Source organism: Arthrobacter sp. TJ-265, assembly GCF_058269135.1.
In genome coordinates this window covers 121,546-133,404 of sequence record NZ_JBZCND010000006.1, presented here as the reverse complement: position 1 = coordinate 133,404, position 11,859 = coordinate 121,546, and the positions used below count along the sequence as shown (strand labels likewise).

The window sequence follows — 11,859 nt, the reverse complement described above, 5'->3', positions numbered from 1 at the left end:
TGATCGATGATCTCTCCCGTCACAGGATCGATCATCGTCTCTGTTGCTTCGGTCGTGAAGTCGTTCACGGCCATCTCCTCTCGGATCAGGCCGGACCCTCACACACCGTTTTTCTTACAGTCCCGACCGGACTGTCGTCAGGGTTAGGGAGGGACCGCAAAGTATCAGGCACAGCTGTTCGAGTGCACGGACAGCGCCTGGACCTGCATCGCTGGTCGGCTCCATGGCGATGATGGCCCCTGGGTGGGGGGTGCGGGATGTGCGTGCGGCGTCGCGGGGTCAGGCGGCGGGGTATTGCTCGCGGGTGAGGTAGGCAGCGAGGTGGGTGGCGTTGCGGGCGAGACCGGTGTTGGTGGATGCGACGGGATCGGGGACCTGGGCCAGGTCTTTGAAGTCGACGGTCTGCATGGCCTCGCCGACCCAGTAGGTGCCACCCTGCGCGGGGAGGGTGAAGCCGACGTCGTTGAGTCCCTGCATCATGTCGGCGATGGTTTTATGGGCGCCGTCCTCATTGCCGACGACGGCGACGGTCGCGACTTTCCCGTACATGCTGGGCCGGCCTTCATCATCGGTTTCGGACAGTTCGGCGTCCAAGCGTTCGAGCACCTGCTGGGCGACGCTGCAGGGGTGTCCCATCCAGATCGGGGTGGCCAGGACCAGGATGTCCGCGGCAAGGATTTGCTCCCGAATGATCGGCCACTGGTCTCCGTTGCTCATGTCGGTCTTGACACCGCGTTTGACGTCGTAGTCCACGACCCGCAGCGACGAGGTTCGCACCCCGTGGCCCTTGAACTCATCGAGGATGTGCTGGGCCATGAGTTCAGTGCTGGAGGGGTCCGGTGATGGGGTGAGGGTGCAGACAAGAGCGAGAGCGGACAGATCAGCCATGACAGGGTGTTCCTTTCGCCGGGACGATCAATCCCACACCGATGACACGGCGTGTTTTTCAGCTTATCGAATCTGCTGGTCGGGTGAGGAGCACCAGCAAGACGCTCACAAAGCTGAGTCCGAGGAGCTGGCTGAGACGTTGGCGGTATGCACCTGGGCGGGTCCGTTCATTTGTCAGCTTCCAGCGGCCATTGGTGCGGCCTCGGTGACTTCGATGTAGGCCTTTTCCTCACGTTCGGCAAAGTCGTCTTCATTCAGTTCGACTGCCAGATCCCCCTCGATCGCTTCGACACGGAACTCCTCGCGGACAACTCCGACGACCCCGACGGGTTGACCTGGGGTGAGCCCGGAAATCTCCTGCTCATGGACGATCAGCAGCGGCTCGATGACCACCTCGTCGATGTCGACTACGTCCGCGGCTTCCTGGTCGCTGTTGACTGCATCGACGATGGTGAAGACGTTCGGAGAGATGACTTCACCGACAATGGCGGCCACGGTGACTTCCTCACCCACGTAGAACTCCACGTCATCGTAGAACTCGCGGTCATACACTCCCGTGTAATCAGCGAACGAATCCTCGGACCCCGAGTCCTCACCCGCTACCCCGGCCTCCGGCGTCGTCTCGACGATAACAGGCAGTTCGTCCTCGGTAGTCGAGCATCCAGTGATGCCCCAGAGTGCGGCAGAGAGTACTACTCCGGTAGTGATCGTGCGAGTCAGCCTGCTGTCTTCGAAACGCATGATGTTCCTCGATCCTGAGGACCCGACTGCACCACTGTTCCTGCAGTCCCGTCCTCGATTGGTGTGAAGGTGTCCATCCACCTTGTCGACGACCGCACCCGCCGGTCAACCACATCCGACATGCGCTCCCCCGCGACGCTCGGCAGGACCACACGCTATAGGGCTGCCACAACCCCGGCCCACCCGGAATGCCTGAAGGTCGAGGGATTGGACCCGGAGATCGCGGACAGGTCACGATCCGTCGCGAACGTAACGCTGTCCCCGTGAGGAGGTCACAGCGCGATGTCGGTCATGTAACGGCGGTGGACCCGGAACGGTAAGGGTCCTTACGGTCGAAGAGACGTATACAGCCATACCCAACCACAGCGGGAAGGCGGCCACGTCACCGCTCGCCCGCTTGAAGGAGACACCATGACCACCCAGAAGCAGAACCTGTTCGCCCGGAAGTTCGCTCTCGCCGCGCTCCTGCCCTTCGCCGCCCTGAGTTTCGTCGGCTGCGCCGAGGAGACCGTCGTTCAGGAAGCCGAAGAGGCGGGACCCACCGCCGAAGCAGCCATCCTCGGCGAGACCGTCACCCTGCAGACCGAAGTTCAGGAAGTGGTCGGCCCCAATGTCTTCAGCGTCGGAGAAGACGAAACTCTCATCGTCGGCACCGGGCTGGGTGAAGAAGTCGAAGAAGGCGACAACGTCCAGGTGACGGGCACGGTAAGGAACTTCATCCTCACCGATCTGGAAGAAGAAGGATTCACCTTCGATGACGACGAGTCCACCTACGTCGTGGAATACGAGCAGGAACTCGTCGTCGTCGCCGACGACGTCGAGGACCTTCCCTAGTACCGCCCAACGACGTGCGGCCGACCTGAGGCCGGCCGCAATCTGACAGGGATGCGACGAAACGAGGCCTTGAGGCCCGAGTAGTTCACCGCCGTAGGCGTCGAAAGGCCCCGTTTCATGGTCCGATCTCTCTGCCCTCACAGGTTCTACGACACCGGCAGCCCTGCACGCCGACGGAACAACGTTGCACAGGAGGATGGGGTGGTGGCAGCACACCATCAAGCGGTATCCCCAGGATGCAGCCGACACCTGCTGTCTAGGAGGAGCTCCGCACCTTCAGCACCGAGGCGCGTAGCCAACCGCGCAACCTGATGGGTTGAGACTGGAAACCGTGCCGTCACTCTTGGAAGGGCCGACAGTCATGAACTTCCAGCACCTTATGGAAACCGTGGGTATAGCCGTCGACGCAGCCGGCGTCGCCGCAATCGTTATTGGCGCCATCGTGGCAACCCTCGTGGCCCTGAGCGGAGTGGTGCGACGGAACAACAGCAAGGACGGCGTCTACCATGCGTACCGCAGACGGCTCGGACGGTCCATCCTCCTCGGGCTTGAGCTACTCGTCGCAGCTGACATCATCCGAACGGTTGCTGTCACCCCGACCTTCACCTCGGTCGGCGTCCTGGCATTGCTTGTCCTCATCCGGACATTCCTCAGTTTCTCGCTCGAGCTCGAGATCACCGGACGGTGGCCATGGCAGAAGGAATCATCACCCGCACCCAACCGACCCGAGAGCGAGAACTCGGATCAGGGGCCCACAACGGAGCAGGAAAGGGGGACCGCGGTGACCAGGACGAACTGAGAGGGCAGTACAGCTCCGCCAGCACTACGATCCACGTCACCGTAAGACTTGAAAGCAATGCAGTGACGAGACCTGCGATGTGGTGCCCACAACCTCGGCAGCCAATAGACGTCGCTGCTGCGCATTGGAAGCACGGATCCCATAAACCCACGACACGGACCTGAAGGAGAAAAGCAATGGATGACACCCGCGCGATGCTCGACACGTACCCACAGGATCTCGGAGGTATTGACCGCGACAAGCTCGTTGAGTGTATCGAGGCCTGCTTCGCCTGCGCCCAGACCTGCACAGCCTGCGCGGACGCTTGTCTCGCCGAGAAGATGATCGCTGATCTGGCCAGCTGTATCCGGACAAATCTCGACTGTGCTGACATATGCGCCACAACGGGCAGGATCCTCTCCCGACGCACCGGATATGACGCGAACCTGACCCGCGCAGTACTCGAAGCATGCCACGCTGCATGCAAGGCCTGCGAGGAAACGTGCTCCGAGCATGCTTCCATGCACGAGCACTGCCGGATTTGCGCTGAAGCATGCCGGCGTTGCGAGCAAGCATGCGATGCGCTGCTGACGTCACTGGGCTAGGGGTCGTCAGTGTGGTTTGACTCGTGGGCGGACATTCTACGGGTGCTCATCGTAGGAGCGGTGTCCTATGCGACGCTCATAGGAGCTCTTCGTCTGTCCGGCAAGAGAACGCTGAGTCAGCTCAATGCCTTCGACTTCATTGTCACCGTGGCTCTTGGCTCGACCCTTGCGACAATCCTGCTTAGCTCCGATGTAGCTTACGCAGAGGGACTGACCGCCCTTGCCCTCCTGGCCGGGCTGCAGTTCGTCGTCGCATGGGTGTCCGCGCGCTGGCCGGGCGCCCGCAGCGCCATCACAGCTAAACCCACCGCCCTTGTGATCAACGGACGCCTAAAGTACGAGGAATTGCACCGTAATCGCTTGAGCGAATCAGAAGTCATGCAAGCGGTGCGGGGCACCGGTTCAGGCGATCTCTCGTCCATTGCCGCCGTCGTCCTGGAAACCAACGGAAAACTCAGCGTCATCCCCACCAGCAAACTCGGGAGCGGGTCCGCCATGAGTGGTATCACCGGTTACGCCGACACGGACCACTGATGGCCCCGCGCCGTCCGGAGTCACGACGGATGGATGACGCTCAAGGGACGACAACTAATGGATAAACCAACCGCGGTTCGGGAGGCCGGTCTTCGTCGCGCGGAAGTCATGGCGACACGCTTGGACAAGCCGATGGGCATCCTGGGCGTCATCTTCCTGTTCGTCGTGCTTGGGCAGATCCTCGCCACCAGTACAGGAACAGTCCTTACCTTCACCGTTCTGGGGTGGGTGTTCTGGGCAATTTTCGTCGCCGAATTCCTACTGCGGGCCTACATCGCCGGATTCAGCCCCGCGTTCTGGAAGAAGAACTGGTGGCAGGTCGTCTTCCTCCTGGTGCCCTTCCTTCGATTCTTCCGGGCACTACAGGCGTTGCGCTTTGTCCGGCTGGCCCGGTTCGCGCGGTTCGGGGGCATCGTCTCCGCAGGTGTGCGCGGATCGCGGTCCGCTAGCCGACTCTTGTCCAGTCGCATCGGGTGGCTGGTGGCCGTGACCGCGGTGGTCATTCTCGCCTCCAGTCAGCTGCTCTATGCCACCGGAACGCACGCTTCCTACGCTGACGCGCTCTTCGAATCAGCGATGGCGACAATTACCGGTAGCGGCCTGACACCAACAACACCCTTCGCACGCATCCTGCAGGTGCTGCTCGCCGTCTACTCGGTGGCGGTGTTCGCCACGCTCGCTGGATCACTCGGTGCCTTCTTCCTGCGCGACACCAACCAGGCCTCTGGGGAACCGCGTTAACGTCGAGGAGGTGCCACTCTGATCGGGTGGCACCTCCTTCAGGCGTCCGCCCCTGAGGCTCACCTGGTTGAGTTCAGCGTCCAAGCTGGTGATCAATCCCTGCCTGATCGACTTTGCGGTGGAAGCTCATGCCGGCCTTGCCGCCGAGGACCGCACCGATCAGTGGGATGAGGATTGCGATCGCGAGGGCGACCAGGCCGCTAGCCGTAAGTGCGCTGCCGTCCACGGGGATGCTCGGAGCGCCGTTGAGGTTGGACAGCACATTGAACTGGTCGCCAGCCACCGCAGCGAGGATCGCAAGGACGATCGCGATGATGATGCCCCACAGCCATACGGCCACGCCCTGCTTCACGCCGTCGAACCGCGCCATGCGGCCGGCGACATAGCCGCCACAGTAGTAGGCGACGAAGAGGATGATCGCCAGGACGATCCCGCTGACTACGCCGATGGTCTGTGCGTTCTGCTGTGCCTGGTTCGCGGCGTCATTCGCACTGCTCGTATTAGCTGCCCCGACGCCGACGCCGATCGCCGCGGCGAGAGCACTGAGGATCACGGTCAAACCGATTGCGGTCAGCCAGCCGAAGAACGCCGACCCGAACTTAATGCCACCGAAGCGATCCCTCTCGGCGGCTACGACGTCGTCACGCCGGCTTTTCGGGGTGCTCGCACCCGATGAGTCTCCTTGTGCCACGATGTGCTCCTTAAGGTGAGGTTTGATCCGTGCTCGAGCCGTTGTCGGCCCTCTCGTCATTCCGGCCGTCCTCAAAGCAGCGTTCGCATCTGATACTTGACGATTCGCAAATATCAGTATGCTTACAACTCTCGCAGGCACTGCTTGCAGCACGCAACTAACGTATGTTGATCGTTATCTCCAGAACCGCAACGGCGCCGACCAGTCGCACCTTCGCGGGCAGAACAGCCAGTAGCGAATGCGAACGTACCGCTACGCAACACCCGGAATCTGCTGGCCCTCATTGATGACCTGGAGCAACGGGGGGTGCACTTCCGCAGCGTCACCGAAGGCATCAGCAGAACCGGGCCGATGGGTCGGGCGATGCTGACTGTCATGTCCGCGTTCGCGCAGCTGGAGCGGGACCAGCTCGCTGAGCGGACTAGGGCCGGCATGGCGGTGGCCGAGTACGGGCGGAAAGCTGGCCGGCGGGAAGTAACTGCAGATCATGCAAAAGGTCAGGCGAGCGCGGGACCTCAAAGGGCACAGTCTTGCTCCAGCCGATATCGGGAAGATCATTGGCGCCAGTCGGGCGACGGTGTACCGCTATCTCAGCTTAGGAGTGAACGAGGTGTCCTGATTCGTGGACAGACCGGACCGAGCTTTTTCCTAGCCACTACTGCCGGGGCGGTGCGTTGACCGTCGGAGACAGTCGATCCTTCGTGGAGGTCCGCTGCTAGTGCAGGGCGTCATTGAGCTGGTGCAGCCAGGACTGGAAGTGTTCCGGTCCGTTGAAGTGGGCACCGGTGATGTTGTTGATTGACGGCGCCATGTCGGGGCCGTCGACGACAAGCGCGTACCCGCCTGCTGCGGTTGCTGTCTCGAAGGCTGGTAGGTCTCCTCGGTCATCGCCTGCGTACGCGACTGTCTGGAGGGCTTGGGTGCTGATGATTTTTTGAAGAGCGGTGCCCTTGTCCTGATCCAGGGGCATTCGGAGCTCCTCCACGAATTTGCCGGGCTCGTGGCGCAACCCGTATGTGTCGATCACACCCTGCATGAGTGGGGCGATGAGCTTCATAGCTCTGTCCTGGTCCGGCGCGAGCCGCCAGTGCACGGCCACTGCGAGGGACTTTTCTTCGACGGTTACACCTTCGACACCTTCCAGCTCCTGGTGCAGCACTCGGGTGGCTTCCTCAACAACGGTCATCCACGGCCGGGCTTCCGGTACGACCTGGATGCCGTTCTCGGTAACGCTCTCCAGCCCGTAGGAACCGTAAAGTTCCACCCCGGGGATGCTTGCTCGCTCAGTGAGGAACGCGGCAGGCCGCCCCGAGAGGAGGGCGACGACCGAGAGCTTAGTGGCCAGAGCAGCGAGTATCTTCTCGGTGCCTGGCAGGAGCTCGCTGGCACCCGGATTGTCGGTGATCCGCGAGAGAACCCCGTCGAAGTCCATGATCAACCCAGCTTGCTCGCTTGTGGTCAGGGCTTGCATCACTGCGGTCGCTGCGTCCATATCTTCACCCTAGACCGCGCGCACGACGGACCAACCGGCGACGAAACATTCGAACGACCAGTGATTGGTTCACCCACAGGTGGACGGCCTTGAGCTCCACCCCTCGGGCTCCACCCGCCCGCAGGTGGATGACCTCTACCAGCAGGAGCTGAAGTCGGGTGAGACCGCCCCGCCACTCGGGGAAACTGCGCCCGTCCACCGCTCACCCGAGGTGACCTCTCGCATTGGTGACGTGGTGGGGGTGTGCAGGCGGGCCACTGGCTCCTGCTGTCCACGTGTGTGCGGGACAAGCAGCGAAACGAGGGGAAGCTTGTGCCGTGCCCATGTGGTCAGGAGACCACGACTGCTGTGCCCGAAAAGGACGCGGCGAGACGAGTTCACAAGACATGGGCTACCCCATCAATACGCAGTGATAGATGCCGCTCGAGAAGTCACGACTGACCATGCCACGGTGAAGCGAGTACAGGATCTTAGCGCCTAGGGGCTTGCTCCGGCGGACATCGGGAAGCTCATCGGTGCCAGCCGGACGACGGTGTATCGCTACCTCAGTATCGGAATCACCGACGCATCCGGGTACGACACAGCCGGACCGGCGGCATCCTGCTCGTCGTCGCAGTCAGCATCGGTGCACGATCCGTGCAACGCGGATACCCTCACCCCGCGCTATGAAGCAACGAACTCGCCGAGTGCCGCCAGGAGGCGATCGACGTCGTCGTCGTTGTTGTACGGCGCCAAGCCGATCCGCAGGGCGGCGCTGTCCTCGAGATCGAGACGACGGAAGGCTTCGTACGCGTAGAACGAGCCGGCCGGCGCGAGAATGTTCCGTTCCACAAGGAACCGGTAGGCGTTCGCGGAGGACCGGCCCGGGAACGTCACCAGCAGTGTCGGTGTCCGATCCTGGGCTTTTGAGTGCAGCGTGACGGCGTCACCCAGTTCGGCCAGCCCCGCCTCGATCCGGGAGCGCAACGCGAGCTCGTATTCATCGACCATGTGAGCGGATGCGAGAAGGCGCGCACGGCGGCCGGTTGCGGCGCCGGGGGCGATCGCGGCGAGGAAATCCACGGCCGCCGTGGCTCCGGCCATGATCTCGTACGGGAGGGTACCGAACTCGAACCGCTCAGGAACCTCGTTCGTGGACGGCAGCAGCTTGTCCGGCTGCAGTGATTCCAGCAGATCCGGGTCGGCCACGAGAACACCGCAATGAGGCCCGAGGAATTTGTAGGGCGAACAGGCGAAGAAATCGGCTCCCAACGCCTTCACGTCGACCGCCGCATGAGCGGTGTAGTGCACCCCGTCCACATAGACCAGTGCGCCGACCGTGTGAGCGGCATCGGCGATGCGGCGCACCGGCGGTTTGGTGCCCAGCAGGTTCGACGCGGCGGTGATCGCTACCAGCTTCGTGCGCTCGGTGATCGCGGCTGCGACGGACGCTTCGTCGATCTCCGTGGTGTCCGGGTCGAAATCGATCCAGCGCACAGTGGCGCCGACCGCGGCTGCTGCTTGCAGCCAGGGGCGGATATTGGAGTCATGATCCAGGCGTGACACCACGACCTCGTCACCCGGCTGCCAGGTCTTGGCGAGGTGGCGGGAGAAGTCATAGGCGAGCTGCGTTGCGCTTCGCCCATAGACGACACCGCGAGGATGTGCCCCCAGCAGGTCAGCCATCGCCGCGCGGAATGCGCCGACCGCCGATTCGGCGTTGCTCTCCGAGCCCATACCGAATCCGCGGTTGGACAGCGGCCCGGTGATGGCGTCGGCTATCGCAGCTCCCACGACGGTGGGGGCCTGGGTTCCGCCGGGGCCGTCGAAATACGCGGTGCCGGTGAGCAGGGCGGGGAAGTGCGCGCGGAAGGCTGCGATGTCCAGGGTCATGTCGTTACTTTCTCAGGTGGGGGTCGATACGGACAACGGCGCGGGCGAGAGCCGTCGTGGATCAGCTCAAGAGGTTTGCCCTGATCGCGATGAGGGTCAGGTCGAGGAGCGGAGTGGGTTGCTGCAGCGCCTTGGCCCGGAGTGCGTAGTCGCCGAGGATGTGGTCGACCTCTGAAGGCAGTCCTGCGGTGAGGTCCCGGTACAGCGATGTGGTGAAGGACGATCCGGGTTCGGTCAGGAGCGCCACTGCCTGTCGGTGCGCCGGACCCGACACGGGGTGCCCGGCCCGTGTGGCGACGGCCTCGAGTTCCTCGATCGCCGCGCGTATCGCGCCTTCGCCGCCGGCATCAAGGATGCGGCCCACGGGAGCATGGAACAGGCAGTTGATGACGCTGGCAGCGGCGATGAACGCCCATTTGTCCCACAGCGCGCCCACCACGTCATCGGCGACCGAGAAGTCGATGCCCGGGACGTCAAGGGCGTTCCGGATATCGTCCGCGACCGGAGCGTCTGTCAGGGAGCCCACCGTGAGTGAGCTCATCGGCGTCTTCTGGTGGACGATGTCTCCGTCGAGGGTCACCACGATGCGGGCCAGACCGCCCAGTACCTGTCCCGGGTACGCCGCCCGGAGCTGGTCGATGTGCGCCATGCCGTTGAGGATCGGGAGGATGCGCGTGTTCGCGTCGATGAACGGGTGGACGTCGATGACTGCGGAGGAGAAGGCTGTCGCCTTGACCGTGATGAGCACGAGATCGAAGACGGGCGCCGTGTCGGCGGTCGTGATGACCTGCACCGGGTGAGTTCGGTCGGCATCAGGGGACACGAATCGCAATCCGTCGCGACGCAAGGCTTCTGCTTTTCGTTCACGGACGAGATAGGTGACGTCCCGCCCTGCTTCCTGCAGCAAGGTTCCGAAGGCGCCTCCTGTGGCTCCGGCCCCTACGACGAGTATCCGCACAACAACTCCTTCTCCTTGATGACGAACAACATGACGAACACCTCACCATGATCTGCACGGCGAGTGTCCGTCCTGACCGTTCGGTGTCGCTTATGTCCTATGAGGAGGAGAACAATCCGAGCCGAGCACGAGGCTCAGACCTGCCGTCGCATCGGGAACGAGCTGTGGGCGTGGTTCGGTAACCCGTACATCGGGCGAACGACCGTCAGTCCCTCTTCAGATCCTCAGCAAGCATCACCAGGATGCCGCTCGGGCCACGCACGTACGTGAGCTTGTAGACATCTCGATATGTCGCCACACCCCGAAGCGGATGGCAGCCGTGCCGCGCAGCTACCTCGAGCGCTGCGTCGATGTCATCCACGGAGAACGCGATGCGGTGCATGCCGATCTCGTTGGGAAGGGTTGGGTTCGTCTCGATCGCGTCGGGGTGAAGGTACTCGAAAAGCTCGAGCTGACCGTGACCATCCGGCGTTCTGAGTACGGCGATCTTGGCGTGGTTGCCGTCGAGGCCGACGGCGGTATCGGCCCAGTCGCCGCTGATCGTGTCGCGGCCAACGACTTCGAGGCCCAAATCGGTGAAGAACGCGATCGTCGCGTCGATGTCGCGGACGGCGATCCCGACGTTCTCCAATTTGATCGTCATGCTTCGCATGCTACCGACAGGCGCACTGGCCTGCAGGGCAGTTTCTCGCCCTGCCCGTCGGCCGATCGGCGACGAGGGGTTCAAGCACGGTCATCCAGGCCGGATGCTTCTCGGTGTTGCGGGCGCGCAGACTCGGCGTGCTGATCATCACGTCTGTGCACGAGTCCAGACATGACGCATCGGATCGATGAGCAGGGCCGTTGCTTCCTGGGGTGACCCGACATCTCGTGACGCGTTCCCCCTCGGCCTGTCGCTCACCGATCTTCACTAGGTCGCTCGACCGCGGTGCAGCGTCGTGCGCTTCACCGTTCCGTCCGGGTTGAAGTAGGTCCACTGGCCAGTCTTGCGGCCCAGGTCGAACTCACCCTCGTCGATGATCGCCCCTGCCGCGTTCCAACGCTGCCAGAAGCCGTGCTTCTCCCCGTCGAGGAACCCACCTCTTTGCAGCAGCCCGCCGGTCGCGCGGTACCAGGTCACCGGTCCGGTGAGGCTTCCCGCGACGTACTGGCTCACCGATCGCACCCGCCCGTCCGCGAAGTAGTGCGTCCACTCGCCGACTCGTTCACCCTCGACGTAGCTGCCGACGATCATGCCTCCGTGAGGATCACGCTCCTCCCAGCGGCCGGTGCTGCGCCCCGAGGCATCCTCTTCGTTCCGCGTCTCGCTGTCACTCATTCCTGCTCCTGATCGTCGATGTGGGTCGCGAGCCACGCAGCGACCTCGGTCAACCGCGCGGTGTCGAGGTGGTGGATATTGGTGCGCCCGATCCTGCGGACGCTGACCACGCCCGCCTCTTCCAGTACGGCGATGTGCTTGCTGACGGCCTGGCGGGTGACGACCGTGGCCCGACCGGACATCAGCCGTGTGCACAGTTCGAACAGGCTCTGGTCGTTGCGTTCGTGGAGGGCTTCGATCAGGGCGCGGCGGGTGGGATCTGCAATCGCCCGGAACGCATCACTCATATCGCGAACGTAGGTAACCATCAGGTTGCCTGTCAAGAACGAAGAGGAAGGTCCCTGATCATCCGGTTCGTGGGAGGACAGTAGTCGGTGAGGGGGCGTTGGATGGGCGGGTCCGGAACC

The 11,859-nt window shown here is 63.0% G+C and carries 15 protein-coding genes; 6 read left to right on the top strand and 9 right to left on the bottom strand.

Going from position 1 to position 11,859, the window contains the following annotated elements; genetic code table 11:
- Positions 1 to 279 precede the first annotated feature (279 nt).
- Together AC4D2E_RS16635 and AC4D2E_RS16630 are read right to left on the bottom strand one after the other, a co-directional pair.
- The gene (locus AC4D2E_RS16635; RefSeq protein ID WP_490910487.1) at positions 280 to 888 is read right to left on the bottom strand and encodes a flavodoxin family protein; all 609 of its coding nucleotides are present in this window, start codon (positions 886 to 888) and stop codon (positions 280 to 282) included.
- Positions 889 to 1,062: 174 nt separating this feature from the next.
- Positions 1,063 to 1,629, bottom strand: a complete 567-nt coding sequence (locus AC4D2E_RS16630; RefSeq protein ID WP_490910486.1) for a hypothetical protein — start codon at positions 1,627 to 1,629, stop codon at positions 1,063 to 1,065.
- Positions 1,630 to 2,040: 411 nt separating this feature from the next.
- On the opposite strand from AC4D2E_RS16630, the gene AC4D2E_RS16625 reads away from it, so the two are divergent.
- The 5 genes from AC4D2E_RS16625 (at position 2,041) to AC4D2E_RS16605 (ending at position 5,121) form a co-directional block, all read left to right on the top strand.
- Positions 2,041 to 2,463 carry a hypothetical protein gene (locus AC4D2E_RS16625; RefSeq protein WP_490910485.1) on the top strand — a complete coding sequence of 141 codons (423 nt, stop codon included), beginning with the start codon at positions 2,041 to 2,043 and terminating at the stop codon, positions 2,461 to 2,463.
- A 361-nt stretch (positions 2,464 to 2,824) separates the two neighbouring features.
- The gene (locus tag AC4D2E_RS16620) at positions 2,825 to 3,262 is read left to right on the top strand and encodes a DUF1622 domain-containing protein (RefSeq protein WP_490910484.1); all 438 of its coding nucleotides are present in this window, start codon (positions 2,825 to 2,827) and stop codon (positions 3,260 to 3,262) included.
- Positions 3,263 to 3,438: 176 nt separating this feature from the next.
- Positions 3,439 to 3,846, top strand: a complete 408-nt coding sequence (locus tag AC4D2E_RS16615) for a four-helix bundle copper-binding protein (protein ID WP_490910483.1) — start codon at positions 3,439 to 3,441, stop codon at positions 3,844 to 3,846.
- Between the two features lie 42 nt (positions 3,847 to 3,888).
- Positions 3,889 to 4,380, top strand: coding sequence for a DUF421 domain-containing protein (locus tag AC4D2E_RS16610; RefSeq protein ID WP_490910482.1), 492 nt, complete (start codon positions 3,889 to 3,891; stop codon positions 4,378 to 4,380).
- Positions 4,381 to 4,437: 57 nt separating this feature from the next.
- Positions 4,438 to 5,121, top strand: a complete 684-nt coding sequence (locus AC4D2E_RS16605) for a hypothetical protein (protein ID WP_490910481.1) — start codon at positions 4,438 to 4,440, stop codon at positions 5,119 to 5,121.
- A gap of 73 nt (positions 5,122 to 5,194) precedes the next feature.
- Here the strand turns inward: AC4D2E_RS16605 and AC4D2E_RS16600 are convergent, their stop codons facing one another.
- Positions 5,195 to 5,812, bottom strand: coding sequence for a hypothetical protein (locus AC4D2E_RS16600; RefSeq protein WP_490953322.1), 618 nt, complete (start codon positions 5,810 to 5,812; stop codon positions 5,195 to 5,197).
- A 306-nt stretch (positions 5,813 to 6,118) separates the two neighbouring features.
- On the opposite strand from AC4D2E_RS16600, the gene AC4D2E_RS16595 reads away from it, so the two are divergent.
- Positions 6,119 to 6,490 carry a recombinase family protein gene (locus AC4D2E_RS16595; RefSeq protein WP_490910479.1) on the top strand — a complete coding sequence of 124 codons (372 nt, stop codon included), beginning with the start codon at positions 6,119 to 6,121 and terminating at the stop codon, positions 6,488 to 6,490.
- Between the two features lie 37 nt (positions 6,491 to 6,527).
- On the opposite strand, the gene otsB is transcribed toward AC4D2E_RS16595, so the two are convergent.
- The 6 genes from otsB to AC4D2E_RS16565 form a co-directional block, all read right to left on the bottom strand.
- A complete protein-coding gene (gene otsB, locus AC4D2E_RS16590; protein WP_490953321.1) occupies positions 6,528 to 7,304 on the bottom strand; it encodes a trehalose-phosphatase in 777 nt (258 codons plus the stop codon).
- A gap of 663 nt (positions 7,305 to 7,967) precedes the next feature.
- Positions 7,968 to 9,176, bottom strand: coding sequence for a cysteine desulfurase-like protein (locus AC4D2E_RS16585; RefSeq protein ID WP_490953320.1), 1,209 nt, complete (start codon positions 9,174 to 9,176; stop codon positions 7,968 to 7,970).
- Positions 9,177 to 9,237: 61 nt separating this feature from the next.
- Entirely contained in the window at positions 9,238 to 10,134 is an 897-nt protein-coding gene (locus AC4D2E_RS16580; protein WP_490953319.1) for a ketopantoate reductase family protein, read from the bottom strand.
- Positions 10,135 to 10,339: 205 nt separating this feature from the next.
- Entirely contained in the window at positions 10,340 to 10,777 is a 438-nt protein-coding gene (locus tag AC4D2E_RS16575) for a VOC family protein (RefSeq protein WP_104167577.1), read from the bottom strand.
- Between the two features lie 267 nt (positions 10,778 to 11,044).
- Positions 11,045 to 11,452 (bottom strand): toxin-antitoxin system YwqK family antitoxin, encoded by a 408-nt coding sequence (locus AC4D2E_RS16570; protein ID WP_490953318.1) that lies wholly within the window; start codon positions 11,450 to 11,452, stop codon positions 11,045 to 11,047.
- Entirely contained in the window at positions 11,449 to 11,739 is a 291-nt protein-coding gene (locus AC4D2E_RS16565) for an ArsR/SmtB family transcription factor (RefSeq protein ID WP_490953317.1), read from the bottom strand. The genes AC4D2E_RS16570 and AC4D2E_RS16565 overlap by 4 nt, the downstream gene beginning before the upstream one ends.
- Positions 11,740 to 11,859: the final 120 nt, after the last annotated feature.

Excerpts from the sequence above, each read along its gene's own strand:
- AC4D2E_RS16625 (WP_490910485.1), top strand. The coding sequence starts at position 2,041 with ATGACCACCCAGAAGCAGAACCTGTTCGCCCGGAAGTTCGCTCTCGCC.
- AC4D2E_RS16570 (WP_490953318.1), bottom strand. The coding sequence starts at position 11,452 with ATGAGTGACAGCGAGACGCGGAACGAAGAGGATGCCTCGGGGCGCAGC.
- AC4D2E_RS16615 (WP_490910483.1), top strand. The coding sequence starts at position 3,439 with ATGGATGACACCCGCGCGATGCTCGACACGTACCCACAGGATCTCGGA.
- AC4D2E_RS16630 (WP_490910486.1), bottom strand. The coding sequence starts at position 1,629 with ATGCGTTTCGAAGACAGCAGGCTGACTCGCACGATCACTACCGGAGTA.
- AC4D2E_RS16565 (WP_490953317.1), bottom strand. The coding sequence starts at position 11,739 with ATGAGTGATGCGTTCCGGGCGATTGCAGATCCCACCCGCCGCGCCCTG.
- AC4D2E_RS16635 (WP_490910487.1), bottom strand. The coding sequence starts at position 888 with ATGGCTGATCTGTCCGCTCTCGCTCTTGTCTGCACCCTCACCCCATCA.
- AC4D2E_RS16585 (WP_490953320.1), bottom strand. The coding sequence starts at position 9,176 with ATGACCCTGGACATCGCAGCCTTCCGCGCGCACTTCCCCGCCCTGCTC.
- otsB (WP_490953321.1), bottom strand. The coding sequence starts at position 7,304 with ATGGACGCAGCGACCGCAGTGATGCAAGCCCTGACCACAAGCGAGCAA.
- AC4D2E_RS16605 (WP_490910481.1), top strand. The coding sequence starts at position 4,438 with ATGGATAAACCAACCGCGGTTCGGGAGGCCGGTCTTCGTCGCGCGGAA.
- AC4D2E_RS16575 (WP_104167577.1), bottom strand. The coding sequence starts at position 10,777 with ATGACGATCAAATTGGAGAACGTCGGGATCGCCGTCCGCGACATCGAC.
- AC4D2E_RS16620 (WP_490910484.1), top strand. The coding sequence starts at position 2,825 with ATGAACTTCCAGCACCTTATGGAAACCGTGGGTATAGCCGTCGACGCA.